Annotated in this window: 24 protein-coding genes; 12 read left to right on the plus strand and 12 right to left on the minus strand. The window is 31.7% G+C overall.

The genetic code is table 11. The features are described 5' to 3' along the window. Nucleotides 1-5: 5 nt before the first annotated feature. From ACQYZ7_RS14955 to rlmD, 3 genes are read right to left on the minus strand one after another with little or no spacing between them, the layout of a single operon-like run. The gene (locus ACQYZ7_RS14955; RefSeq protein ID WP_430730522.1) at nt 6-731 is read right to left on the minus strand and encodes a DUF6048 family protein; all 726 of its coding nucleotides are present in this window, start codon (nt 729-731) and stop codon (nt 6-8) included. Then, a complete protein-coding gene (locus ACQYZ7_RS14960) occupies nt 712-1,188 on the minus strand; it encodes a DUF6452 family protein (protein ID WP_430730523.1) in 477 nt (158 codons plus the stop codon). The genes ACQYZ7_RS14955 and ACQYZ7_RS14960 overlap by 20 nt, the downstream gene beginning before the upstream one ends. Nucleotides 1,189-1,194: 6 nt before the next feature. Further along, nucleotides 1,195-2,646, minus strand: a complete 1,452-nt coding sequence (gene rlmD / locus ACQYZ7_RS14965; RefSeq protein ID WP_430730524.1) for a 23S rRNA (uracil(1939)-C(5))-methyltransferase RlmD — start codon at nt 2,644-2,646, stop codon at nt 1,195-1,197. Between the two features lie 136 nt (nt 2,647-2,782). On the opposite strand from rlmD, the gene ACQYZ7_RS14970 reads away from it, so the two are divergent. Further along, nucleotides 2,783-3,328 carry an RNA polymerase sigma factor gene (locus ACQYZ7_RS14970; RefSeq protein WP_430730525.1) on the plus strand — a complete coding sequence of 182 codons (546 nt, stop codon included), beginning with the start codon at nt 2,783-2,785 and terminating at the stop codon, nt 3,326-3,328. A gap of 5 nt (nt 3,329-3,333) precedes the next feature. Then, complete coding sequence (locus ACQYZ7_RS14975) at nt 3,334-3,711, plus strand: DUF6768 family protein (RefSeq protein WP_430730526.1); 378 nt, start codon at nt 3,334-3,336, stop codon at nt 3,709-3,711. A 72-nt stretch (nt 3,712-3,783) separates the two neighbouring features. Here the strand turns inward: ACQYZ7_RS14975 and ACQYZ7_RS14980 are convergent, their stop codons facing one another. Together ACQYZ7_RS14980 and ACQYZ7_RS14985 are read right to left on the minus strand one after the other, a co-directional pair. Further along, nucleotides 3,784-4,479, minus strand: a complete 696-nt coding sequence (locus ACQYZ7_RS14980) for an OmpA family protein (protein WP_430730527.1) — start codon at nt 4,477-4,479, stop codon at nt 3,784-3,786. A 14-nt stretch (nt 4,480-4,493) separates the two neighbouring features. Then, nucleotides 4,494-4,970, minus strand: coding sequence for a hypothetical protein (locus ACQYZ7_RS14985; protein WP_430730528.1), 477 nt, complete (start codon nt 4,968-4,970; stop codon nt 4,494-4,496). 251 nt (nt 4,971-5,221) lie between these two features. On the opposite strand from ACQYZ7_RS14985, the gene rocD reads away from it, so the two are divergent. After that, complete coding sequence (gene rocD, locus ACQYZ7_RS14990; protein WP_430730529.1) at nt 5,222-6,466, plus strand: ornithine--oxo-acid transaminase; 1,245 nt, start codon at nt 5,222-5,224, stop codon at nt 6,464-6,466. A gap of 51 nt (nt 6,467-6,517) precedes the next feature. Here rocD and ACQYZ7_RS14995 read toward each other — a convergent pair whose 3' ends face one another. Then, entirely contained in the window at nt 6,518-9,493 is a 2,976-nt protein-coding gene (locus tag ACQYZ7_RS14995; protein WP_430730530.1) for an AAA domain-containing protein, read from the minus strand. A 161-nt stretch (nt 9,494-9,654) separates the two neighbouring features. Then, the gene (locus tag ACQYZ7_RS15000; protein ID WP_430730531.1) at nt 9,655-10,371 is read right to left on the minus strand and encodes an RDD family protein; all 717 of its coding nucleotides are present in this window, start codon (nt 10,369-10,371) and stop codon (nt 9,655-9,657) included. A gap of 120 nt (nt 10,372-10,491) precedes the next feature. On the opposite strand from ACQYZ7_RS15000, the gene ACQYZ7_RS15005 reads away from it, so the two are divergent. The 6 genes from ACQYZ7_RS15005 to ACQYZ7_RS15030 all read left to right on the plus strand — a co-directional run bounded on the left by ACQYZ7_RS15005 (nt 10,492) and on the right by ACQYZ7_RS15030 (nt 16,617). Continuing rightward, on the plus strand, nt 10,492-11,457 hold the full coding sequence (locus ACQYZ7_RS15005; protein WP_430730532.1) for a stage II sporulation protein M: 966 nt from the start codon (nt 10,492-10,494) through the stop codon (nt 11,455-11,457). Continuing rightward, nucleotides 11,450-12,301 carry a hypothetical protein gene (locus ACQYZ7_RS15010; protein ID WP_430730533.1) on the plus strand — a complete coding sequence of 284 codons (852 nt, stop codon included), beginning with the start codon at nt 11,450-11,452 and terminating at the stop codon, nt 12,299-12,301. The genes ACQYZ7_RS15005 and ACQYZ7_RS15010 overlap by 8 nt, the downstream gene beginning before the upstream one ends. A gap of 79 nt (nt 12,302-12,380) precedes the next feature. Beyond that, nucleotides 12,381-13,040 (plus strand): DUF4129 domain-containing protein, encoded by a 660-nt coding sequence (locus tag ACQYZ7_RS15015; protein ID WP_430730534.1) that lies wholly within the window; start codon nt 12,381-12,383, stop codon nt 13,038-13,040. A 1-nt stretch (nt 13,041) separates the two neighbouring features. Then, nucleotides 13,042-14,277, plus strand: a complete 1,236-nt coding sequence (locus ACQYZ7_RS15020) for a DUF4350 domain-containing protein (protein ID WP_430730535.1) — start codon at nt 13,042-13,044, stop codon at nt 14,275-14,277. 1 nt (nt 14,278) lies between these two features. After that, the gene (locus ACQYZ7_RS15025; RefSeq protein ID WP_430730536.1) at nt 14,279-15,283 is read left to right on the plus strand and encodes an AAA family ATPase; all 1,005 of its coding nucleotides are present in this window, start codon (nt 14,279-14,281) and stop codon (nt 15,281-15,283) included. A gap of 2 nt (nt 15,284-15,285) precedes the next feature. Next, nucleotides 15,286-16,617, plus strand: coding sequence for a DUF58 domain-containing protein (locus ACQYZ7_RS15030; protein WP_430730618.1), 1,332 nt, complete (start codon nt 15,286-15,288; stop codon nt 16,615-16,617). A gap of 47 nt (nt 16,618-16,664) precedes the next feature. Here the strand turns inward: ACQYZ7_RS15030 and ACQYZ7_RS15035 are convergent, their stop codons facing one another. The 3 genes from ACQYZ7_RS15035 to ACQYZ7_RS15045 are packed head-to-tail and all read right to left on the minus strand — an operon-like array spanning nt 16,665 to nt 17,630. Then, nucleotides 16,665-16,991: a CCC motif membrane protein gene (locus ACQYZ7_RS15035; RefSeq protein WP_430730537.1), complete on the minus strand. Its 327-nt coding sequence runs from the start codon at nt 16,989-16,991 to the stop codon at nt 16,665-16,667. 15 nt (nt 16,992-17,006) lie between these two features. Then, entirely contained in the window at nt 17,007-17,300 is a 294-nt protein-coding gene (locus tag ACQYZ7_RS15040; protein ID WP_430730538.1) for a DUF2752 domain-containing protein, read from the minus strand. 6 nt (nt 17,301-17,306) lie between these two features. After that, nucleotides 17,307-17,630, minus strand: coding sequence for a YbaB/EbfC family nucleoid-associated protein (locus ACQYZ7_RS15045; RefSeq protein WP_430730539.1), 324 nt, complete (start codon nt 17,628-17,630; stop codon nt 17,307-17,309). A 140-nt stretch (nt 17,631-17,770) separates the two neighbouring features. Here ACQYZ7_RS15045 and ACQYZ7_RS15050 point away from each other — a divergent pair, with 140 nt between their 5' ends. Together ACQYZ7_RS15050 and ACQYZ7_RS15055 are read left to right on the plus strand one after the other, a co-directional pair. Continuing rightward, nucleotides 17,771-19,867: a S9 family peptidase gene (locus ACQYZ7_RS15050; protein ID WP_430730540.1), complete on the plus strand. Its 2,097-nt coding sequence runs from the start codon at nt 17,771-17,773 to the stop codon at nt 19,865-19,867. Between the two features lie 114 nt (nt 19,868-19,981). Continuing rightward, nucleotides 19,982-20,980, plus strand: a complete 999-nt coding sequence (locus tag ACQYZ7_RS15055; RefSeq protein ID WP_430730541.1) for a PLP-dependent cysteine synthase family protein — start codon at nt 19,982-19,984, stop codon at nt 20,978-20,980. Nucleotides 20,981-21,105: 125 nt separating this feature from the next. On the opposite strand, the gene ACQYZ7_RS15060 is transcribed toward ACQYZ7_RS15055, so the two are convergent. Both ACQYZ7_RS15060 and ACQYZ7_RS15065 read right to left on the minus strand, forming a co-directional pair. Further along, on the minus strand, nt 21,106-22,254 hold the full coding sequence (locus tag ACQYZ7_RS15060; protein WP_430730542.1) for an erythromycin esterase family protein: 1,149 nt from the start codon (nt 22,252-22,254) through the stop codon (nt 21,106-21,108). 95 nt (nt 22,255-22,349) lie between these two features. Continuing rightward, nucleotides 22,350-23,603 (minus strand): exo-beta-N-acetylmuramidase NamZ family protein, encoded by a 1,254-nt coding sequence (locus ACQYZ7_RS15065; RefSeq protein WP_430730543.1) that lies wholly within the window; start codon nt 23,601-23,603, stop codon nt 22,350-22,352. 137 nt (nt 23,604-23,740) lie between these two features. Here ACQYZ7_RS15065 and ACQYZ7_RS15070 point away from each other — a divergent pair, with 137 nt between their 5' ends. Beyond that, nucleotides 23,741-24,976 carry an ABC transporter permease gene (locus ACQYZ7_RS15070; protein WP_430730544.1) on the plus strand — a complete coding sequence of 412 codons (1,236 nt, stop codon included), beginning with the start codon at nt 23,741-23,743 and terminating at the stop codon, nt 24,974-24,976. Nucleotides 24,977-24,985: the final 9 nt, after the last annotated feature.

Raw genomic sequence — 24,985 nt, forward strand, 5'->3', positions numbered from 1 at the left:
ATAATTTATTTATTAACAAAAGGGATTAAGTACGATATTGTATAATTAAATCCGAATCCTGTACTACTTTCAAAAATGCGATTAAAACCAGGGGTATATAACGTTTTAAAGCCAGTTTGATCGTCAACACTTAGCATTATTTTATACGAAAAACTAAAACCTATAAACAAGTTCTTAAAAGTTTCGGCTTTTATACCTAGTTGTAATTCAGTCCAATGAGCGGTAAGTCCACTATCAGACATAGGTGTTGTTACAGGGTTTGAAGGAAAGTAAGGAGGGATGTTTTCAGTACCTGAAGATACATTAGGGTGATAGCTGTTTAATGTATGATCAAACATAGCAAAACCGTAACGCATACCAACAAAAATTTCGTTATTCATGTCTAACCAATTCTCGTAAGCATTATAATTAGCACCAAGTCTAATATAGCTTCCTTTTGAGGTAGAAGAAGAAAAATCTTCATAAGTGGTTTCATCTTCATACCCTAATTCTGTAGCGATATACCATTTTTTAGATACTCTATAATCACCCACTAATTCGAGACCGCTGTAACTTTTATCAATAATAGCAAGACCAGGTTTGCTAATATCTAAGCCGATACGTAAGCCATATCCTGTTTTATATGTAACGGTATCTTTTTTTTCTTTGGTTTCTTCTTTAGATGTATTTACTTGTGAATATCCGTTCACAAATACAAAAACGAAACATAGACTAATGAAATACTTGTACATGGGCGCTTATTTGATTATTGATTAAAGGAATTTCTGTAGTTGATAAGCTATCTATCCACCCTGTATGGTTTAGAGTTACATTTTCAAAAAATATTCTGAAACCACATGAGCGAGACACATACTCCTCTTCAGGGTTGTATTCAATAGTAAGTGTAGCAACTTGATTGTTTGCTATGTTACCATCTACATCATTCATCTTTAAGGTATAGACTGTTTTCTGTGATAAACTATTTAAAGGAATAGCAATGCTATCATTAGTTATATTTGTAAAAAGACTATCGGTTTTACCTTCTGCAATGATGGAAAGACGTTCAGCTTTTTTTAATTCATTGTTTTCATCTTTGTCATAAAAGCGAAGTATTAAGTTAGGTGTTACAGGGTTTTGTGTACAGAAATCATCTTTTTCACAGGCAGTTAAACCCGCTATGAGTATGAATAGAGCAATATATTTTTTCATCAATATTTATTTTTCAAATAAAACAACCGTTTCTATATGTGATGTATGTGGAAATTGATCTACTAAACTAATCTTTTTTAATTGATATCCGTTGTTCATCAATTCTTCCGTGTCACGAGCTTGTGTTGCTGGGTTACAAGATACATAAACCATTCTATCAGCGTTTAAGTTTATGATTTTCTTAAGTGTTTTTGGCGCAATTCCCGCACGAGCTGGATCTAAAATAATAGTTCTTATTTTGTTTTTATACTGCGGGTGTTCGTTTAAAAACTTACCTACATCAGCAGCGTAAAATTGTAACCCATCAATGTTGTTTCGTTCTGCATTTTTCTTAGCATCTTCAATAGCAGAAGCTACAATATCTACACCAACAATCTTTGTGTTACTCGACTTTGAAGCAATAATTTGGCCAATGGTTCCCGTTCCACAGAATAAATCCATTACTACAGTATTATCTATAGCTTCTTTGTTTTCTAACGCATAATCAACTACTTTGGTATATAGTTTTTCGGCAGATTTAGGGTTGGTTTGAAAAAAGCTTTTCATACTAATTTCAAAGTTTAAGCCTAATAATTCTTCAACAATTTTATCTTTTCCGTAAACTAAGTCAATGCTTCCTGAAGTTGCGATAGTTCTATCACCAGTTTCATCATTAATAGTGTGCAGTAAACCGGCCACTCTATCACCAAATAACTCTACTAAATAGTTAGCAAATTTTTCTAAATCGAATTTAGGTAAATCGTGAGAAGTGGTTACTAAATTAAATAGTAACTCATCAGTTTTGTATGATTTACGTACTACAAAATATCTGAAAAAACCTTCTTTTTTAGGTCCGTGCCAAGGTGCTAACCCTGTGTTTACACAGTACTCTCTAATATTTTTGATGTTATCTTCAACATGTTTGTCAAATAAACCAGAGTCTTTTTCAAGGTTATCACCCATCCACCAAACGCCACGACGTTTAAAGCCTAAAGTAAACTCGTCAATATCAGTTTTGTTTTCACGGTCATAACCAATAGCAGAAAAACCGTATTCCATTTTATTTCGGTAGTGAAATACATTAGGAGAAGCGATAAATTCATCAAACAAATCTTCAATATTTTCAACTTTACCAATGCGTTTAAATAAAGATAAAGTACTTTCTTGCTTGTATTGATGTTGTAACTCAATTGGTAATTGAATGTAAGGTGCTCCAGGAATATCTTGATATGGAACAGTTACTTCATCATCAGAATGTTTTAAAACATCAATTAACTTACACTCAGCATATTTCTTTTTTGATTTATCTACACGTGCTTTTACCAATTGTCCTGGTAATGTGTTAGGAACAAAAACAACAAAAACACCTTCCTCAGAACGTATTCTTCCAATTCCTTTTCCGCCAAAGGCATAATCTTCAATTAATATTTCAATTACTTGTCCTCTTTTTACAAATTTATTTCGCTCTCTTCTTGGCATTCTATACTATGATTTATAGTGTGCAAAATTAGGAAAAGATATGGTTTGTGTAACTTTAAACTCAAACATTAATTCTTATTTTTAAGAGAAAATTGAACCTTTTTATTTTTTCTACGTCTATGAGGTGTAATCAATTATGAAAAACTTGGAGAATATAGCCGATACAAAATTGGTTTTAGCATATCAATCAGGAAACAAAAAAGTACTTAATACTTTGGTGAAAAAATGGCATTTACAGTTTTGCAAATTTGCTTTTTGGATGGTAAAAGATGCTGATGTTGCTAAAGATATTGCACAAGAAAGTTGGAAGGTTATTTTCGATAATCTTACCGATTTAAAAGACCCAACAAAGTTTAAATCTTGGGCAATAAGCATTGTAAATAGAAAATCGATAGATTATTTGCGGTTAAATCAAAGAAGGGCTAAAAACTTAAAAAAATATCATCAAGAGCAATTTAGTACAAACATTAGTGAAGATGATAGTGATGTTCCTTTTTATAAGGAAAAGCTAAAAGAGGCAATAGCATCGCTTCCTAAGAATCAAAAAATAGTTATCGAGCTTTTTTACAAACAATGTTATTCTTTAAAAGAGATAGCTGAGTTGTTAAACATATCAGTAGGAACGGCAAAATCAAGGTTGTTTCATGCAAGAGAGAAATTAAAACTAATTATTAAAAAATAGAAACCATGAGTAAATTAGAAGATATTGATGCATTAATAAAAGAAACATTATCAGAAGAAGAAGCAAAATTTTATGATGAACTAGAAGAGCAAAATGTTTTAGAAATGGTAGGAGGGTTGTTTAAAGGAAAAAATAAATGGATTATGTACCTGATGAATGTTGTTACCTTGGTGTTTTTTGGGCTGTTTATTTATTGTATTGTACATTTTTTTCAGGCAGAAGAAACTAAAGAGTTAATTAAGTGGGCTACAGGAACTGTAGTTTTTTTAGTAGGAGTAAGTATGCTAAAGGTTTTTGCTTGGATGCAAATGGATAAAAAAGCAATTATTAGAGAAATAAAAAGATTAGAATTACAAGTGTCTTCTTTATCAGGTAAAGTATAAAAGGAGGTAGTTTTATAAATAAAAAAAGACTACTCAATTTGAGTAGTCTTTTATCTTGTTGTGAAGGCTTTTTTATTGGCCTGCTTCTTTTTTAGCTTCTTTTATCATTTGTTGGTTTGCAACAATAGCAAACTCAACACGTCTGTTTTTACTTCTTCCTTCAGCAGTATCGTTTGTTGCTATAGGATCTTTAACACCAAGCCCTTTAGTTTCAAAACGACTGTTGTTTAATCCTTTACTAGCTAAGTAGTTTCTTACAGAGTTAGCTCTTTTTTCAGAAAGAGTTTGGTTGTATTCAACTCTACCTGTACTATCTGTATAACCGTAAATTACAATGTTAGTATCTTCATAGTCTTTAAAAACAGGTACTAATTTATCTAAGTTAGCTTTAGCAGTAGATGTTAAAGTAGCTTTGTTAGTAGCAAATCGAACAGCATTTTCGCCTAAAGTAAGTTTAATACCTTCACCAACTCTTTCAACTTCTGCTCCAGGTAAAGCTTCTTCAATCTCACGAGCTTGTTTGTCCATTTGGTTACCAATTACACCACCAGCAACACCACCTACAACACCGCCTAAAATGGCCCCAAGTTCTGAGTTGTTTCCGCTACCTACATTGTTGCCTATAACAGCTCCAATAACAGCCCCTGCTGTGGTACCAATAACAGCACCTTTTTGAGTGTTATTAGCGTTTTGGATAGATTTACAAGAGGTGAAAATAGTACCGGCTAAAAATAAAATTGATAAACTATAAATAATTGATTTTTTCATAATGCTTTTATTAATTATTGTCTTTGAAATGAATATGTAATTTCTTTTACTTGTCCTGCAACGTTAACTTTGTCAATTAAGTCAAAACTAGTTTCAGTAACGTTATTTAATCTTAAAATGTACCCGCTATTAACGTTTTTAGCTTTGTAGTCATTAATAATTTTTAACACAAAGTTTCCATCTTTATTAACGTACCAAGTAATAGGAGAGCTAAAATCTTTACAATCTGTACTTGGATTGTTTAAGCTCATTTGCCCTTTGTTATTGTTTGAAATAAAGCTCCAATCACTGCCAATAAAGCAGTTTGAATCTTCTAAATTAAAAGAATTTACCTTTAGGTAGTTAGAACCTGGGAAATTTACAGCAGTAATGGTCCAGTTACCCTTTAGCATTCGTTCAGTTTTGTTGTCAAGTTTAGTGTTAGTTACAGATGTGGATTTACATCCGATTACAGCTAAAGAAAGCAGTAATAAAAAAAAGATTTTTTTCATAAAATGATATTTAGTTAATTTCTTTTAAAGATAAAAAAAACTAATTAACTCAAGTTTTATTGTGAACCATATAAAAAGTTAAAGTAGTTTATTTTTTTAGACCCACTAAAATCTAAGAAAGTCACCTAAATTTAATATTTTTGTAGTTAGGGATGATTTCTTTCCCACGCTGAATTTTCGAAACTTCTTTTTCGAAAGGATAAAGGTAGATAAGGAATGGTTATTTTATAAATTTTAAAAAATTAAGAAAAATGGCTGTTTTAGACCAATTAACTTCGCAACAAGCGATTGACTTAGAAAACAAATACGGAGCCCATAACTACCATCCATTACCAGTAGTATTGAGTAAAGGAGAAGGAGTATATGTATGGGATGTTGAAGGAAAAAAATATTATGATTTTTTATCAGCTTACTCTGCAGTAAACCAGGGGCATTGTCATCCAAAAATTGTTGGTGCAATGGTAAACCAAGCACAAACATTAACGTTAACTTCTCGTGCTTTTTATAACGATATGTTAGGGAAGTATGAAAAGTTTGCAACTGAATACTTTGGTTTTGATAAATTATTACCAATGAATACGGGTGCTGAAGCTGTAGAAACTGCTTTGAAAATCTGTAGAAAATGGGCGTATGAAGTAAAAGGAATTAATGAAAACGAAGCACAAATTATTGTTTGTAAAAATAACTTCCACGGAAGAACAACTACAATTATTTCTTTTTCAAACGATCCTGTAGCTCGTAAAAACTTTGGTCCGTTTACTGAAGGGTTTATTAAAATTGAATACGATAATTTACAAGCATTAGAAGAAGCATTAGAGAACAACGATAATATTGCTGGTTTCATGGCTGAACCAATTCAAGGAGAAGCAGGAGTATATGTGCCTTCTGAGGGATATTTAGCAGCAGCTAAAGCATTGTGTGAAAAGCATAATGTGTTATTTATTGCTGATGAAGTACAAACAGGAATTGCGCGTACTGGTAAGTTATTAGCGGTAAACCATGAAGATGTTCAACCAGATATTTTAATTTTAGGAAAAGCGTTAAGTGGAGGAGCATATCCAGTATCTGCGGTGTTAGCAAACGATAGCATTATGAATGTTATTAGACCTGGAAACCACGGTTCTACTTTTGGAGGGAATCCAGTTGCAGCAGCAGTTGCAATTGCTGCTTTAGAAGTAGTTAAAGAAGAGAAGTTAGCTGAAAATGCTGAGCGTTTAGGAAAGATTTTTAGAGAAGAATTAGCTGAGTTTGCTAAAGAGAATGATTTGGTAAACCTAGTTAGAGGAAAAGGGTTGTTGAACGCAGTTGTAATAAATGATTCAGAAGAAAGTGATACTGCTTGGAATATTTGCTTAAAATTACGTGATAACGGATTGTTAGCAAAACCAACACACGGAAACATTATTCGTTTTGCTCCGCCTTTAGTGATGAACGAAGAGCAATTAAGAGATTGTGTTGAAATTATTAAGAAAACAATTACTGAGTTTAAAAAGTAAAACTCAGTATAAGAATAAAAAGAGGAGCGATTTATCGCTCCTTTTTTTTTGCTAGTTGGCCATTTCATAAATGTTTAAATGCCTTTTTAAAATTCCAGATGGCGTGTTTTTTGTTTCGTCAAATATTCGGGTGTCACCAAAAAGAATAAAACTTTCTTTAGCTCTTGACACTGCTACATTTAACATGTTAGGCTTGTTGTCTCTTTCAAAGAAAAGAGTTCCTTCATCGTTATTAGAATATACGGAACTGAACAAAATGATGTTTCGTTCTGCACCTTGTAAAGCATGCACCGTACCTAGTTTTATATCGCTTACTTTATAACCTGCATCGGTTAAGGCTTTTGATAGTTCTCCTTTTTGGCTTGCAAAAGGGGTAATAATTCCTAAAACAGGTTCAATAGCGTCTACATCGTATGCTTCTTGAATGGTTTCTTTATTTTGTTGTAACCAAGAAATTATGGCTTTTACTTCACTACTATTTTGACGACTGTTGTATTTACGTTCACTAACTCCTTCTATATGATATGCCATCATTGATGGGAATGCCTGATTTTCTCTTGCTTTTCCTTTCATAGGTTTTAAAATACCATCGTACGCCAATTCGTTGCAAAAACTAATAATTTCATCATTGCATCGTCTGTGTTCCAATAAAACTAATCCTTGTTCTTTTTTTGCGGGTAATGGTGTTTCAAATTCGCAGGCATTTTGAGCCATTTTCATAATACTTCCGCTAGAAGCTAAAAAACCTAATTCGTCTAAATGTGCATCATTTTGATTTTCAATAATATCAAGGCTTGTTAAGTTTCCCTGATCAATTTTTTTAGGAATAGACCAAATAGGCTCAATTTGTTGTAAATCACCTACTACAAAGGCTTTTTGGGTTAATGAAAATATTGGAATACTTACCTCTGGCGTAACCTGACCTGCTTCATCAATAATTAACAAATCTAAAAAGTTGAATAAAGGTAAATATTCAAAAATAGGTTTCCCGTTTTCGTTTTCTCCTTGAAATTGACTGTATAAAAAGTGACTTGGTGCTGTGTAAAAGGTAGCTACAAAGCAAGGAGTAAGCATGGCTCTTCGTTTCCATTTTGCTTTAATAGCATATTCTCCTGTTCCTTTTTCGGTGTTCTCTTCTAACATTTCTCTGGTTTCTAGTAACCAGCGAGCTTCCCAATAATGGGTTGCTAATAAGAATGCTTTGTGACGTAAATCGATATCTAATTCATCATAAAAGAAACGTTGTGTTGCATCGTTAGAGTTTATTTTTTCATATTCGTATGCCCACATTTGTTCTTCAGAAACAAAAGGAAATCCTTTAATGTTGTTTTCATACTTCCAGTTTTTTAGACTTAAATGTGATTGCAATAACAGGTTTACATTATTTGTACATTCTTTTATGTATGCAGCTGCTTTTTTAGCATCTAATAATGTTTCTGCAGTAGTCTTAAAAATATGTTCAGCATTTTTTGTTTCAAACGCAGCTTCATCAATAAAATAGTGTTTTACTTTATCAATAAAATCAGTGTCTTTTGCAGCTGTTTTTAAATCGTTTAAAACAGTTCTCCATTCTTGTAGTTTGGAGATTTTAAACGTGCTTTTTTCGATGAAATCTTCTTCGTGTACGAGTATGCTGTTAATATAGTTTACCGCATTAATATAGTTTCTTGAGAAATCAACACCATCAGCTAAAATATTTTGAATACCTATAATTTCTTCTTGTAGATGATTGCAAACATCGTCAAGTGAATTTGTTTGGGTATTAAAGTAATTACAGTAATTGGTTAAAAAGTAATATTCAGCTTCTGAAATGTATTTTTCGTTTTCTAGATTACATAAGGTTCCTTCATGACCAAATAAGTTTCCTTTTAAATAATTGATATTGGCCAGTTTTTTCTCACTTTTTGAACTGGAAGGAAGATAGGTAGCATATCCGTTAAAATCAGGAATCCACCGGTTGGCTAATTCTTCCATAGTGCTTTCAGAATTAATAAAACTATCAATAATATTCGTTACTGCTTGGTTATTGTTAGAGCATGCTAAAATTATAGGAGCTTCTTCACCGTTGATTGCTGCTTTCACAAACTCAGTAGCTACTAAACTTTGCAAAAGTGTAGTTTTTCCAGTTCCTGGAGGTCCGTTTACAGCGGTAACCGCATTTTCTTCGGCAACTAAATAGGATAATAATGTTTTACGCTGACTAACAGAAAGTGGAAATTTATTTGACATTTGCCCTAAATGCAAATGGTTATACACTAAAAATCCGTTATCGGTAATGGCTTTTTGTCGTTCTCTAGTATATGGGTTGATGATTTTAGAGAGTACGGGTAACTCATCTGTATTTTTAAGTAGGTTTTCGTATAAAAATAAAATACTTTTTGCTGTTGAAATTTTTGAGCTTAATGCAAAATAAGTAAGCTCATATTGTGTGGTATAGCGTTCTACTTGATAACGATATAGGTTGCTAAAAGTTATCGCAGAAAATACTTCGTTAATATAGTTCCAGTATTCATCCCAAGGCACAGGGTCTTCGCTATTTTCAAAATCGGGAGAAGCTAACTCTTTTGCTTCTAAAACGGTGTCGATAGAAGAAAAGATAAAATCGTTCTTAGTATCTGCCATAGGAGTTAGATAGTTACGAACGATTAAAGGAAATCCATCTTTTGGTGCTGACAATTGCCCTGAACGATTTACAATAGCACTAATCCAAAAAGGGTGTATGGGACGTTGTTTAAATTTTGTATTGTCGGTTTGATATACTAAATGAAAAGGCGCAATCAATATTTTGGTTTCTTCTACCTTGTGCCATTTAGGATTGTCTTTTTTTGTGATTCCTTTTAATCGATTAATTCTACGTTCTTCAACATCTAATAGTTGATTTGCTTGTTTAGAGTTGATGAGTGCGTTACTTAAATCGGATGATTTTTGATGAAAAAGGTTTTTAATTTTACTAATGTCGATAGCTAAGTTTTCACTATCAGATAAGCTGTTTTTATAATATTGTAACCAGTTTTTTTCGTCGTTCATAGTTGTTCTCGTGCCCTTGAAATGTGATTTTTTCCTGTAAGAAAGGGTGCGAAAATACTATATTCAGCGTATGGAAAAATAGTTTTTATTGGCTTTTTATTAACGAAATAAAGACTCTTAGAGTAGTAGGTTAATTATCAATAAAATAAAAAGAAGAAAAACTACTGCCTTGCGTAGTAATGATAATCTTTAATCACAGTATCTATAAATTGAGCAGGTTTTTGCTCGGTGGTAATTCCTGTTAACTCAATAACTTTTGTATGTAGTTTTAAAATTACTTTATGATTTCTTTTCTTCATGGCATCTCTATATACCCTTGTAATGGTATGAATATCGTTATCATTCAATAGAGTAACTTGTGAATAAGTAGGTGTGTAGTTATCAATCACATCACTAGCAATGGTATCTTTTAAAGTAATTCTTTTCTTTTCAGATATTACAGTAGTTCCCGCAGCAATATCTCCTAAACGTTGCCCTTTTCCGTTTAATAAAATGGTAAGAACAGCAACAGAGCCACTAGCCAAAGTGAAATCAACAAAACGTAGTAACCATCTAATTAAATAACTTCCAAAAGTGGGTTTAGAACCATCTAATTTAACCACTCTTATTTGATTGAAGTATTTACCAGGCGTTTGTCCGTTCATTAAAATTTCAAATAGTAAGCTATAAAAGAATACAGGAAGCCCTAATAAAACAAATAGGCTCATATATTCCATACTCATAGGAACGTCTAACATTCCTATTATAATGGCAATGATAATGTAATACCCAACAATAAATAACGCATCAATTAAATATGAACCGATACGAGTAGTAACATGTGCTACATTTTGACTAATAGCAATGTTTTGAGCTGTTTCTATTTGAAAATTATCCATTAATTAGTTTTTCACTTTTTTTTTGTTGATATTTATGCAACTTTTTTTAGTTTAGCGAAGATAAAAATATTCTATGATTAGAGAAACTTCTCAACAAACATGCTTTAATTTTTTAAATACATGAGAGAAGCTGCTTTTGTAAATAAAAATAAAGAAAAGTGGCAGCTTTTTGAAGATGCGCTATATAATAAAACAGTTATTTCACCAGATAAACTATCTGATTTATATGTGGAGTTAACTGATGATTTAAGTTACGCTAAAACCTTTTACCCGAACGGAAATACGGTGATATATTTAAACTCGATAGCATCGGCAGCTCATCAAAAAATATATAAAACTAAAAAAGAAAGTAAAAACAGGTTTGTTAGTTTTTTTAAAACGGAATTTCCTTTGATGTTTTATAGCTACCAAAAACAATTATTGATTGCGTTTTTAGTATTTGCTTTTTTCTCAATTTGTGGAGCTTTTTCAGCTGCAACTGATATTGATTTTGTCCGCCTTATTTTAGGAGACGGTTATGTAAACATGACCTTGGAAAATATTGAAAATGGCGACCCAATGGCTGTTTATAAAAAGGCTAATGAAGTGGATATGTTTATTGGAATTACCATCAATAATATACGAGTTGCAATGTATGCCTTTGTTTTTGGAATATTATTTTCGGTAGGAACACTATACATTATGATGCAAAACGGAATTATGTTAGGTTCATTTTTGTACTTTTTTTATGATAAAGGCTTGTTTTGGGAATCGTCAAGAACTATTTGGATTCACGGAACTATAGAAATATCTGTAATAATTATTGCTGGATGTGCAGGATTGGTGTTGGGTAACGGATTATTATTTCCAAAAACTTATTCTCGATTAGAGTCTTTTAAAAGAAGTATGAAAGACGGATTAAAAATAATGGTAAGTACCATTCCTTTTTTTATAGTTGCAGGATTTTTAGAAGGTTTTGTAACCAGACATACTGAAATGCCCGATTGGTTAGCGATCTTAATTATCGGTACCTCATTAGCATTAATCATATTTTATTACGTCATTTACCCAGTTAAAGTTTATAAAAATCAACAAACCAATGCATAAAGAATATATAGAGTTTAAAAGAGAAAGAGATTTAGGTAGTATTATTTCAGATGCTTTTAAATTTATAAGATTAGAAGGGAAACCGTTCTTTTTAACCATACTAAAGGTATCTGTAATACCAATTGTTATAGCGGTGGCTTCTATGATTTATTACATGATGTCTATGTCGTCAATAATTAGTGAAGATGCAAGTGCAGTTGCAGGAATGATGGGAGCAGTGTTTATTATGATAATAGCTTATTTAGTAGCTATTGTTTTTATCAATTTAGCAGGTATGTATTACATTAAATCATATATAGATAATAAAGGTGTAGTAAGGCAAGATGATGTTGTAGCTAATACAAAAGCTAAATTTTGGTCGTTTACGGGCTTTGGAATTTTGGCAGGTTTGATATTAACTGCAAGTATAATGCTATGTTTTTTACCAGTGTTTTATACTTGGCCAGTGCTATCTTTAGGTGCTTCAATATTGGTATTTGAAAATGAAACAGCTTCAGGAGCTGTAAGTAAATGCTTTTATTTTGTCAGTGGGTATTTCTGGGAGACTTTTGGAGTGGTTTTCGTTGTATCTATTTTAGTAAGTATTCTAGGATATGTATTTCAAATTCCAGCAATGATATATCAAATTATAAGTATGGGGATTGGCTCTGGGAGTGATGATCCAGCACAGATTTTTGGTTTCTTTAGCGACCCTATTTATTTAATTTTAAATGTTATTTCAATAGCAGGTCAACTACTATTTTATTCAATTACTTTAATAACCAACGTACTTTTATATTTCGATATTAACGAAAGAAAAAATCTTACAGGAACTATTGAAAGAATTGATAGTATAGGACAATAATCTTTTGAAGCAGTTTCTTTTTTACATAGCGTTTTTTATTTGTTCAATCTCTCTTTTTTCTCAGGAAGAAAAAAGAGAGATGCAGTATGATGATACTATTATTGAACAAAAAAAGTTTGATACTCAAAAAATAGAGGAGTACAAGCAAAAAGATGAATTTATATACATCGTAGAAAAAAGAGAACCTACTATTTTAGAAAAAATATGGGATTGGTTAAAACGAACCGTTATAAAAATTCTCTCTTATATTTTTGATGATATTACACCAGCAGTAGGGTTTTTACGTGTTGTGTTAAAGATTTTACCTTATGTAATTGCAGGTTTGGTATTGTTTTTTATTATAAAATTCTTTTTAAAAGTAAATGCGCGTAATATTATTGATGGTAAAAAAGTTAAGCCTATTGTGCACTTATCGGAGGAAGAAGAGTTAATTAAAGACAAAGACTTACCAAAGTTAATACAAGAAGCAATTTCTGTAAGAAATTATCAATTAGCTATACGTTATTACTACTTGCTATTATTGAAAAGTTTGTCAGATAAAGAGTTTATTTCTTGGCAACAAGAAAAAACAAACGAAGATTATATAAAAGAATTATCATCTAAAAAACAATTGTATAGCGATTTTAAAAAGCTAACTTATTTATACGATTATGTGTGGTATGGTGAGTTTTCAATAGATGAAGAAAAATTCATACAAGCAGAGAGTAATTTTAAAAACACCCTAGCTAAAATTTATTAATTTGGATAAAAAACTTAAAATATACATTGGTTTATTAGTGCTTATAGTGCTCGGGATTTTCTATGTCGAGTCTGTAAAGCCTAAAGAAATCAATTGGTATCCAAGTTATGCTGCGAAACATAAAATTCCGTACGGAACGTATGTGTTGCACAAAGAAATTCCGAGTTTATTCCCAAAAAGTAAAGTAAAGGATGTTTATCAAAATCCATACTTGTATTTAAAGGATACCAAGAATAACGGAACGTATTTTTTTCTTGATAATAAAGTGAATTTTGATAAAGACGAATTGAATGAACTCTTAGATTTTGTTGATAGAGGAAATGATGTTTTTATTGCTACTAACGGAGTTCATATTGATACACTACAAACGGAAACAAGCTATTTAACTACTTCTGCATTCGAGGAAAAGGCTTATCAAAAAATGAGCAATCCAATTTTTGGAGAAAAAGAGTATCATTTTGATAGAGACTTTTCAAAATTACATTTCTCTGAAGTTGATACACTGAACACGACTATTTTAGGAGAGATAGTGATACGAAATGAAAAAGATTCCATCATCAGTAAAAAGCCAAACTTTATCAAAGTAAAACACGGGGAAGGAAACTTTTATTTACATACCTTTCCACAAGCTTTTACGAATTATAACATGCTGTTAGCTGATAATTATGAGTATGTAGCTAATGTATTGTCGTATCTAAATAGCCCGGATAAAGAAGAAGCAGGAGTTAGTTCTAACAGTAGCAAGGCTATTTTATGGGATACCTATTACAAAACAGGGAAAAGTAGAATAACCTCACCGATGCATTATATCCTGTCAACCAAATCGTTAAAATGGGCATACTATATAGGATTGATAGGAGTGCTGTTCTTTATTATTTTTAAAGGAAAACGTAATCAGCGCTTAATTCCTGTAATTACCCCATTAAAAAATCAAACATTGGCTTTTACACGTACCATAGCCAATATGTATTACGAAAAATCAGATCATAAAAATATAGCAGAACATAAAATCAATTATTTTTTAGAGTATATCAGAATCAAATACCGATTGTCAACCTTAAAAATAGACGAGCGATTTTATAAGAATCTTGCTAACCGAAGTGGTAATTCAGAAGAAAAAGTAGTTGCTTTATTTAAAAGGATACAGCAAATACAAACAAAATTAAGTATAACCGAAGAAGATTTAGTAGCCCTAAATAAAGCTATTGAAAATTTTAAAGCATATAAAAAAGAGTAGGATGCAAACAGAAAACAATCCAACAGAAAACACGAACGAACTATTTTCAAGTAGAGTAGACTTGTCGAAATTAAAAGAAGCTGTGATTAAAATTAAAGAACAGTTAGGAAAAGTAATAGTTGGGCAAGAAGAATTTATGGAGTTGTTGTTAGTTTCTTTACTAGCAGATGGTCATGTATTGATAGAAGGTGTACCAGGAGTTGCTAAAACGGTAACAGCAAAGTTATTGGCAAAAACCATAGCAACTGATTTTAGCCGAATTCAGTTTACACCAGACTTAATGCCTTCGGATGTATTAGGAACTTCGGTACTAAACATGAAAACATCTGATTTCGAGTTTAAAAAAGGACCTATTTTCTCAAACATTGTATTGATTGATGAGATTAACAGAGCGCCTGCAAAAACACAAGCAGCGTTGTTTGAGGTGATGGAAGAAAAACAAATTACGATGGATGGAACTCAATATACTATGAGCCCTCCATTTATGGTATTAGCAACTCAAAATCCAATAGAACAGGAGGGAACGTATGCTTTACCAGAAGCACAATTAGACCGTTTCTTATTCAAAATAAATGTTGGGTATCCAAATTTAGATGAAGAAATACAAATTATCACAGCTCATAACGAGCGTAAAGGAGCCTTACCACAAACTCAAGTGGAAGCAGTATTAACTGAAGCTGAATTGTTAGAATATAGAAGCAAAGTTTTTGAGGTATTAGTAGAGGAAAAAATTATCAAATACATTGCGCAACTCATTTCAAATACGCGTAACAATGCACATTTGTATTTAGGAGGTTCGCCAAGAGCAAGTATTGCTGTGTTAATGGCATCTAAAGCATTTGCAGCGATTAACGGACGTGATTTTGTAATTCCAGAAGATGTAAAAAAGAGTATTTATCCAGTATTACGTCATAGAATTATGTTAACTCCTGAACGCGAAATGGAAGGAATGACTGCTGATAAGGTGATTGAAATGATTGTACAATCTGTAGAAGTTCCAAGATAGTGATTCAATTCTTTAAATCGTTATACGTACACAATCGCTTTTTTATCTACATAAGCGTAATTTCGGCTTTATTTTTACTGTCGTTTTGGATTCCTGCGCTCTATTCTGCAACATGGATGTTAGTATGGCTATTTGTGATAGCGATGTGTATTGATGTGCTCATTTTATATCGATTTAAAAACGGATTTTCAGCCAGAAGAATTGTATCAGAAAAATTATCAAATTCAGATGACAATGAAATAGCTATTACACTTGAAAATAACTATCCATTCCAAGTTTTTATTTCATTGATTGATGAATTACCACCGCAATTTCAAAAAAGAGATTTTGAGCATGCAACGTCATTACAGTCAGGAGAGAAGTCTACTTATACATATAATGTAAGGCCTGTTGAAAGAGGAGAGTACAAATTTGGAAGAGTAAATGTGTTTGTATCTTCTTTTTTACAGATATTTTCTAAACGTTATTCGTTTTCTGCAGAAGAAAGTGTGAAAGTATATCCGTCGTACATACAGATGAAAAAGTACGAGTTTTTGGCAATGCATAATAACCTAACGGAATTTGGTATGAAGAAAATTCGACGTATTGGGCATACTATGGAGTTTGAACAGATTAAAAACTACATTCCTGGTGACGATGTACGTACTATAAACTGGAAAGCAACTGCTAAAAGAGCAGAGTTAATGGTGAATCAATACCAAGATGAAAAATCCCAACCTATTTATTCTATTATTGATTTAGGTCGTGTTATGAAAATGCCTTTTGAAGGGTTGAAGTTATTAGACTATGCAATTAATTCAACCTTAGCTTTTTCAAACATAGCCTTATTAAAAAACGATAAAGCAGGGATGCTTACCTTTTCCAAAAAGGTTGAAAAGATAGTAGCTGCCAGTAACAAAAAAACAAACTTATCGGTCATTAACGAAGAGTTGTATAATATTACAACCGACTTTTTAGATGCTAATTTTGCGCTATTGTATGCGAATATCAAAAGAAAAATAAATCAACGTAGTTTGTTGATTTTATATACCAATTTTGAGCATATATCGGCGTTAAAAAGGCAATTACCATATTTAAAAGCGATAGCTAAAAAGCATTTATTAGTAACTGTTTTCTTTGAAAACACTGAATTAGATACTTTAATCACTGAAAATGCAGAAGACTTGCAAAGTGTATATCACAAAACCATTGCAGAGAAATATGCTTACGAAAAACGTTTGATGATAAAAGAACTAGAGAAAAATGCAGTGCATGCTATTTTAACCAAGCCACAGCACTTATCCGTAAATGTTATTAATAAATACTTAGAGTTTAAAGCTAAAGGAATGATATAAAAAAAAGCGACCATTTGGCCGCTTTTTTATTTATATCATCGATTGAACTATTGTAGTTCTTGTAGTCTTTCTTGTAATAACTCTGGATTTCCTAACGCTTCCATTCCAATCATTGAGATGATCCAAACAATGTAAGCAATAAAAATAACGTTTAATATGATACCAACGATACCTAGTATTTTACCTGTATTGGCATTTTTTACTCCCTCATACATATCAGGATTTTCATTATCCAATTTAATAGCTTTGTTACCTAAAACTAAAGCAATAATTCCAAGAGGTAATCCAATAACTCCATAGCAACAGCACGTTACAATAGAACAAATGCCTAATACTAAAGCTGTAGTAGAATTTGGTAGTTTTTGTTTTTCCATAGTATTTACTAAAATTTAAATTAAATGATTCATTTTTATAACATAACTAGTAACAATAATAATTATGTTAACTACAGCTAATATACTGATTATTTTTTGTGCATATTTTACTTTGTAGAAGAAGTTAAAACCAACAAGAATAGCCAAGATTAGTAAGGTATATATAGCTGGATACATTTTAAAGGCAGCTACAAGTTCTCCTTGAAAAATTAGACTTAAAGCGCGCTGTATACCACAACCTAAACAATCGACTCCAAAGAGTTGTTTGTTTAAGCAAGGTAACATATAATCTTCTAGTTGTAAAAACATAAGATATTATTTAAACATGTCCATTCCAGGAATATTAGGCATTCCGCTTTTGGCAGCAATAGCTAATTCTTGCTCATTAATTTCACCAGCACGTTTCAATGCTTTATTTAGGGTTAAGATTAAGTAATCTTCTAACTCTTCCTTATCTTCTAATAAAGATTCATCAACAGTAATAGCTTTTACTTCACGATTAGCAGTCACAGTAATTTTTACTTTTCCATCAGCAATTGCTTCATCTATTAAAACGGTGTCCAATCGCTTTTTTGTTTCTTCTACTTTTTGTTGGGCTTCTTGTAATTTACCCATCATTCCAGAAATATCTCCGAACATTGTTGTACAGTTTTTTATGATTTACTTAACAACAAAAATAGTATTTTCACAAGAAATATAAACCAACTTAAAAAATGAAAAAAATAATGCTACCGGCTTTGTTTTTTAGTCTTATTTTTGGTTCTTGCAAAAAACAAGAAATGAATAAAGATATCAAAGCCCCAGTTGCTGAAAAGCAACCGACTAAGTTAGAGAAACATGGAGATGTTCGTACCGATGATTACTTTTGGATGCGTTTAACCGATGCTCAAAAAAATGCTAAAATTAAAGATGAACAAACCCAGAAAGTACACGATTACCTAAACGCAGAAAATGCTTATTATGATGAAATAACGAAAGAAACAAAAGAGTTTCAAGAAGAATTATTTCAAGAAATGAAGGGGCGTATAAAAGAGGATGATGAGTCAGTACCGTATAAAAAGGACGGATATTTTTATATAACTCGTTATGAAAAAGGACAACAATACCCAATTTATAGTCGTAAGAAGGAAAACCTAGAGGCTGAGGAGGAAATCATGTTCAATGTGAATAAAGAAGCAAAAGGATATGATTATTTTCAGTTAGGAGGTTTAACGGTTTCAACTGATAATAAGTTAGTTGCTTTTGCTACAGATACTGTGAGTCGTCGTCAATATTTTATCAGAATTAAAAATTTAGAAACAGGTAAAATTTATAAAGATATTATTGAGAATACCACTGGAGGTTCGGTTTGGGCAAATGATAATAAAACATTGTTTTATGCTAAAAAAGATCCTGTAACCTTACGTTCATCAAAGATTTATAAACATACCTTAGGTTCTGATGCTTCTTTAGATGAATTAGTGTATGAAGAAAAAGATGATACGTTTGGAGCTTTTGTTACTAAATCAAAATCAAAAAAATATATTATAATAGGTTCTTATAGCACAGTTTCTACGGAATACCATGTGTTAGAGGCAAATAACCCTGATGGAGAATTACATGTAATTCAACCTCGTGAGCGTGATTTGGAATATGAAGTAGCACACTACGGAGATCATTTTTATATTAAAACCAATAAAGACGGAGCAACCAACTTTAAGTTAATGAAAACTCCTGAAAACAAACCAGGAAAAGAAAATTGGGTAGATGTAATTCCACATAGAGAAGATACCTTATTTGAAGACTTCTCAATTTTTAAGGATTATTTAGTTTTAGAAGAAAGAAATGAAGGATTGAATAAAATTCGTATCAAGAAATGGGACGGAACTGAAGATTACTATTTACCTTTTGATGAAGAAACCTATTCAGCAGGTGTATATGGAAATCCTGAATTTGATACTGAAGTAATCCGTTATTCATATAATTCAATGACTACCCCAAGCTCAGTTATTGATTTCAATATGAAAGATAGATCAAAAGAAATCAAAAAAGAACAAGAAGTATTAGGAGGAAAGTTTGATAAGAACAATTATGTAAGCAAACGTATTTGGGTACCAGCGCGTGATGGTAAAAAAGTAGCGTTATCAATCGTACATCATAAAGATACAAAGCTTGATAAAAACACACCGATATTACAATACGCATATGGTTCTTACGGATATACAATCAGTGACGGGTTCTCAACAACGCGTTTAAGTTTGTTAGATCGCGGATTTGTATATGCATTAGCTCACATTAGAGGAAGTCAATATTTAGGGCGTGAGTGGTATGAAGATGGTAAAATGCTGAATAAGAAAAATACATTTACCGATTTTATTGATTGTTCTAAATATTTAATTGATAAGGGTTACACTTCACCAGAACATTTATATGCTATGGGAGGTTCTGCAGGAGGTTTATTAATGGGAGCTATAATTAATATGAATCCTGAGTTATATAACGGGATAATAGCTTCAGTACCTTTTGTTGATGTGATTTCTACCATGTTAGATGATAGTATTCCGTTAACAACAGGAGAATATGATGAATGGGGTAATCCGAATGATAAAGAATATTACGATTATATTAAATCGTACTCTCCATACGATCAAGTAGAAGCAAAATCATACCCAAATATGTTAGTTACTACTGGTTTACATGATAGTCAAGTACAGTATTGGGAACCTGCAAAATGGGTTGCGAAACTACGTGAATTAAAGACTGATAACAATATGTTATTCTTACATACGAATATGGAAGCTGGACACGGAGGAGCTTCTGGAAGATTCAATGCATTAAAAGAAACTGCAGAAGAATATACGTTCTTTTTGATGTTAGAAGGTAAGTTAAAAAAATAATTATATTTTTGCGCTCGATTGAGTGTAAGTGTCATTGCGAAAGTAACGAACAATCTCAACAGATTTTTCGTGTCTGTTTTTCGTAATGACACTTTTTCTTATTTAAAAACTATAATGGAGAGACATCAAGGTATAACCAATTCAATAATAGATTTAGTAGGTCAAACCCCCATGATTCAATTGCACCGAATTACCCAAGACTTACCGGGTACATACTATGCAAAAGTTGAAGCATTTAACCCAGGGCACTCTGCTAAAGATAGAATTGCATTGCATATCATAGAAACAGCAGAACAAAAAGGGATAGTAAAAGAAGGAGATATTATTGTTGAAACAACTTCTGGTAATACAGGTTTTTCATTAGCAATGATAAGTATTGTAAAAGGATACAAATGTATTTTAGCAGTAAGCGATAAGTCTTCTCAAGATAAAATAGACATGCTAAAATCGATGGGAGCAGAGGTGCATGTATGTCCTGCAAATGTTACTCCTGACGATCCTCGTTCGTATTACGAAGTAGCCAAACGATTGCACAGAGAAAATCCAGGATCTATTTATATCAATCAGTATTTTAATGAATTAAATATTGAAGCACATTACAAGAGTACAGGACCAGAAATTTGGAAACAAACCGACGGAAAAGTAACCCACGTAGTTGCAGCAAGCGGAACAGGAGGAACGATTTCCGGAACAGCTAGATATTTAAAAGAGCAAAATCCAGATATTCAGATCCTTGGGGTAGATGCAATGGGGTCTGTAATTAAAAAATATCACGAAACTGGTGAGTTTGATGCGAACGAAATCAGTCCGTATAAAATTGAAGGATTAGGTAAAAACTTAATCCCAACCTCTACCGATTTTGATGTGGTAGACGTTTACGAAAAAGTATCCGACAAAGAGGCAGCTTTAAAAGCGAGGGAATTGGTGAAAACAGAAGGGATTTTCGCAGGATACACTTCAGGAGCAGCCCTACAAGCTACACAACAATATGCAGATAACGGATTTTTTGATGATAATAGTGTGGTGGTGGTAATTTTACCAGACCACGGTTCTCGTTATATGAATAAGATTTATTCTAATAACTGGATGAAAGAGCAGGGGTTTTTAAGTTAATTTTTTTCGATATTTATTATCTTCACTTAGTGGATACAAATTGAATAGAGAATCCTCGTAGATCTTCATAGGTAAGATTGCATAATCATCAATTGATTTTACACGTATATTTGGAGTTGTAATTATTATTCGTATGTTACTTCTTCCCCTTTAGCTATAAAAATAAGAGCGTCAAAGTGATTTAGTAACTTTGTCTTGTTACTTGGTAAATTAAAAATATACATATCATTAAAAATTTTATTTTTTAACTCTATGTTTTTTGATGTTATTTTTTTTGAGTCAAGAAAATAGTTGTTTTTTAAGGAAGGTAAAAGAGATAATATATTATTACTTTTTTTTCTAGCTTTTAGGATGTCTTTTTCCTTTCTTTCAGGTAGTTTTATTGAACCAAAAGCAATATGATAAGAATTATTTGGATTTAATTCTCTAAATTTAAAACCCATAGTTTGTTTACTCATTAATTTGCTATTAAATTTTGACATATGTCCATTAGCAAGCCAGACAATAAACTTTTTATTAGGGTTAGTTTTAACTAAAAAGTCAAGGTTTTCAGCCATTTGTTTATCCCTTATTGGAACTCTATTCTTATCTGAGGAATTGTCCTTTACAGTATAAAGTTCAATAGCACTTTCAACACTTTTTAAAATTTGATTCCAAAGTTTGTTTGTTTTAATTAATTCATTTACTTGAAGTTTAGAAACGTATTTTTTTAAATATTCAACTTGTTTTTGAGATAATTTCTTTCTACTGTTATATTGATTCTTTATAATTAACTTAATAAGCCTAATAAATTCTGTGTTTAATTCTATTCCTCCTTCTTTAAGAATTTCAAGTAGTTTTTTTGTTAAATTTTGATATGAATATGTTGAATGTAATTTGTTATCAAACCCCCAAATAGTCACTTTATTCTTTTCAAGGAAATCGAAAAGCTCCTTACATTGATTAGATTTACTCCACATTGTATATAAGTTTTGTTTGTCGTGGTCAAATAATAGAGCAAAAAAATCACTCTCAAAAGCGATGTCTTTGTAACCATGTTCAGTCACCAAAAATTTTACAAATTCAGTTTTAGCAAGAAAATCAGAACCACTATAATGAACGGCTTCTCCTAGAAATACTGTTTGTTTTTTACTAACATTATGGTTAATGACAATTTTAACTTCATTAGTTAGCAAGTTACTTATTGAATTTAATTCGTAAATCTCTTTTTCGACTTGAGAAAAGACAATTTGATTTAGAAAAAATACTATTAATAATAAAAGAGCTTTTCTCATTATTGTTGCCAATAGTTATAATATTCTTTATTTTAATGATGGGTATCGTTTGGTAACTAACTTATTAAGAATAGGTTAGTGGTTGGGTTGAATTACTAGTACATCAAATATTTAGCTCTAGTAATTTTAAAACTTTCTAAATCTTGTTGCCAGCTTGTTTTAATTTCCTCTTCCGAAAGTCCTTGTTCGATTTGTTGTTGTAGTTTTTGAGTTCCTGCTAGTTTAGTGAAAAAAGCATTGAAAAATTCAGTTTTAGGAGATTGTTGATACGCTTTTAATAACCAACTAAGGTCTAGGTTAACTAAACGTTTGGAAGCGCTTAAATCTTCTCCAAAGCACATTTTTTCTTTGTGTTTAGGGTGTTTAGCTCCTTCATTGGATTTTGGAGTAAAATTAAAACTACTTTTTTCTAAAAATGGTGAACCATACACCTGAAACTGTTTGTTGGTTCCTCTTCCAGCAGATACGTTTGTTCCTTCAAAAAAACACAAACTAGGATATAAGTTTATTGAAATATCATTCGGTAAATTAGGCGATGGTTTTATTGGTAAACTATATGTTGATTGATGCGTATAATTTTCTAATGGAATTAAGGTTAAGTCACACTGAACACCATTAGCTAACCATTTTTCTCCGTTTATCATTTGTCCGTATTCTCCAATTGTCATTCCATATACGACAGGTACAGGGTGCATTCCTACAAAACTTTTATGTTCAGGTTCCAACATTGGTCCGTCAATATAATGTCCGTTAGGGTTTGGTCTGTCAAGTAAAATCACAGGGATGTTTGCCTCTGCACAAGCCTCCATTACATAATGTAAGGTTGAAATATAGGTGTAAAAACGAGCGCCTACATCTTGAATGTCAAAAACTACCACATCAATTCCTTTGAGTTGCTCAGGAGAAGGTTTTTTGTTTTTTCCGTATAAAGAAATAATTGGAATTCCAGTTTTTACATCTTTTCCATCTGCTATGGCTTCACCAGCATCCGCTTTTCCTCGAAAACCATGCTCAGGAGCAAAGACTTTTTGTATGTTAATACCTTCATAGTTATGTAAGTAATCAACTAAATGATGCGTTACCTGTTTAGATCCCATTACATTTGGTGCAACTTCCGATCGTTGTAATACTTGTAAAGCCGAAGTCTGATTTGCAACAATGGCTATGTTTTTATTTTTTAAAAGAGGAAGATATTGGTCGGTTCTATCAGCTCCTGTTTTAATAGTTTTTGGTTCTTCTTGTTTTATAGCTTCTTTAGTGGTAGATTTTTTTTGTTGTTGTGCACAAGAAGAAAATTGAAAACTGAATACTAAAAAAAGTAAAAAAACGGAATTAAAAGAAAGCTTCATCTATAAAAAATTAAAAGATAAAGGTACAGATTTCTATTTTTTAAGAATAAAAAAAGTTCAAGAATTAAAACCTAGATAATCTTCTCTTTCTTTACACAAGAATTAGTTACTTTTGGTTTTGTAAAAAATACAACCATTTGAATTTCGAACTATTCATAGCAAAACGAATTATTGCTGGAAAACAGTATAAAAGCAGTATTTCATCACCAATTATTACCATTGCCACTATTGCTATTGCTTTGGGTGTAGCTATTATGTTAATAGCAGTGTCAATTACCTCAGGGTTTCAGAAGAAGGTACGTGATAAAATGACGGGCTTTAAAGGACATATTCAAATTGTAAATTACGATAATAACAATTCGGATGTTTCTACAGTTCCAGTTGATATTAATCAAGAATTTTATCCTGAGTTTAAAAATATTGATGGCATAAAAAAAGTGCAACCTTTTGCCAATGTGGGGGGAATTATAAGAACTCCAACAGATTTTGAAGGGATTATTTTTAAAGGCGTTTCAGCCGATTACGATTTTACTTTTTTTAACGAGTGTTTAGTAGAAGGTCGCTTACCAGATTTTACTCAAGAGAGAAACCGAGAAATTCTAATTTCTGAATCTATAGCAAATCGATTAAATTTTAAACTCAACGACACGATTCAAACGTGGTTTGGAGCAGAAAATAGTAGTTTGAAGTTCAAATCTAGAAAACCAATTATTGTAGGTATATACAACACAGGTTTTGAACAGTTTGATAAGATTATGTTGTTGGGGGATTTAAGAGAAGTACAAAAAATTAATCGTTGGCAAGATAACGAGGTAGGAGGTTTTGAAGTATTGATTGATGATTATGATAAACTCAAAGAAAAAGGAGATGAAGTTTATACAAGTATAGGAGCGACTTTAAATAGTATTACGATTGTAAATAATTACCCTGCTATTTTTGAGTGGTTAAAATTACTCGACAATAACGTATGGTTTATTATCGGAATTATGGTATTGGTTGCAGGAATAAACATGGTAACAGCGTTGTTAGTGCTTATTTTAGAACGTGTACAAATGGTAGGGATACTCAAAGCACTGGGAAGTGTAAATTGGAGTATTCGAAAAATATTTTTATACAATGCTTCTTACTTAATTTTGAAAGGACTGTTCTGGGGAAATCTTATAGGGCTTAGTATTCTTTTAATTCAGAAATATATGAAGTTAATAAGTTTAGATCCTGAAACCTATTATGTGTCAACAATGCCTGTTGATATTAATTTATTGGCAATTTTATTGTTAAATATAGGTACGCTAGCACTGTGTTTTTTAATGTTGATTATACCTTCATACATCATCACAAAAATCCGCCCTTCAAAATCCATTCGATTTGCTTAGTTTTGCATA

Source organism: Tenacibaculum sp. SDUM215027 (assembly GCF_050566205.1).
Lineage (GTDB): Bacteria > Bacteroidota > Bacteroidia > Flavobacteriales > Flavobacteriaceae > Polaribacter.

Coding starts and splice junctions, on each gene's coding strand:
- ACQYZ7_RS15010 (WP_430730533.1), top strand. CDS start 11,450: ATGCATAAAGAATATATAGAGTTTAAAAGAGAAAGAGATTTAGGTAGT.
- ACQYZ7_RS15000 (WP_430730531.1), bottom strand. CDS start 10,371: ATGGATAATTTTCAAATAGAAACAGCTCAAAACATTGCTATTAGTCAA.
- ACQYZ7_RS15025 (WP_430730536.1), top strand. CDS start 14,279: ATGCAAACAGAAAACAATCCAACAGAAAACACGAACGAACTATTTTCA.
- ACQYZ7_RS14955 (WP_430730522.1), bottom strand. CDS start 731: ATGTACAAGTATTTCATTAGTCTATGTTTCGTTTTTGTATTTGTGAAC.
- rocD (WP_430730529.1), top strand. CDS start 5,222: ATGGCTGTTTTAGACCAATTAACTTCGCAACAAGCGATTGACTTAGAA.
- rlmD (WP_430730524.1), bottom strand. CDS start 2,646: ATGCCAAGAAGAGAGCGAAATAAATTTGTAAAAAGAGGACAAGTAATT.
- ACQYZ7_RS14975 (WP_430730526.1), top strand. CDS start 3,334: ATGAGTAAATTAGAAGATATTGATGCATTAATAAAAGAAACATTATCA.
- ACQYZ7_RS15040 (WP_430730538.1), bottom strand. CDS start 17,300: ATGTTTTTACAACTAGAAGATTATATGTTACCTTGCTTAAACAAACAA.
- ACQYZ7_RS14980 (WP_430730527.1), bottom strand. CDS start 4,479: ATGAAAAAATCAATTATTTATAGTTTATCAATTTTATTTTTAGCCGGT.
- ACQYZ7_RS15050 (WP_430730540.1), top strand. CDS start 17,771: ATGAATAAAGATATCAAAGCCCCAGTTGCTGAAAAGCAACCGACTAAG.
- ACQYZ7_RS14960 (WP_430730523.1), bottom strand. CDS start 1,188: ATGAAAAAATATATTGCTCTATTCATACTCATAGCGGGTTTAACTGCC.
- ACQYZ7_RS15035 (WP_430730537.1), bottom strand. CDS start 16,991: ATGGAAAAACAAAAACTACCAAATTCTACTACAGCTTTAGTATTAGGC.
- ACQYZ7_RS15045 (WP_430730539.1), bottom strand. CDS start 17,630: ATGTTCGGAGATATTTCTGGAATGATGGGTAAATTACAAGAAGCCCAA.
- ACQYZ7_RS15015 (WP_430730534.1), top strand. CDS start 12,381: ATGCAGTATGATGATACTATTATTGAACAAAAAAAGTTTGATACTCAA.
- ACQYZ7_RS14970 (WP_430730525.1), top strand. CDS start 2,783: ATGAAAAACTTGGAGAATATAGCCGATACAAAATTGGTTTTAGCATAT.
- ACQYZ7_RS15005 (WP_430730532.1), top strand. CDS start 10,492: ATGAGAGAAGCTGCTTTTGTAAATAAAAATAAAGAAAAGTGGCAGCTT.
- ACQYZ7_RS14985 (WP_430730528.1), bottom strand. CDS start 4,970: ATGAAAAAAATCTTTTTTTTATTACTGCTTTCTTTAGCTGTAATCGGA.
- ACQYZ7_RS15055 (WP_430730541.1), top strand. CDS start 19,982: ATGGAGAGACATCAAGGTATAACCAATTCAATAATAGATTTAGTAGGT.
- ACQYZ7_RS15060 (WP_430730542.1), bottom strand. CDS start 22,254: ATGAGAAAAGCTCTTTTATTATTAATAGTATTTTTTCTAAATCAAATT.
- ACQYZ7_RS14995 (WP_430730530.1), bottom strand. CDS start 9,493: ATGAACGACGAAAAAAACTGGTTACAATATTATAAAAACAGCTTATCT.
- ACQYZ7_RS15065 (WP_430730543.1), bottom strand. CDS start 23,603: ATGAAGCTTTCTTTTAATTCCGTTTTTTTACTTTTTTTAGTATTCAGT.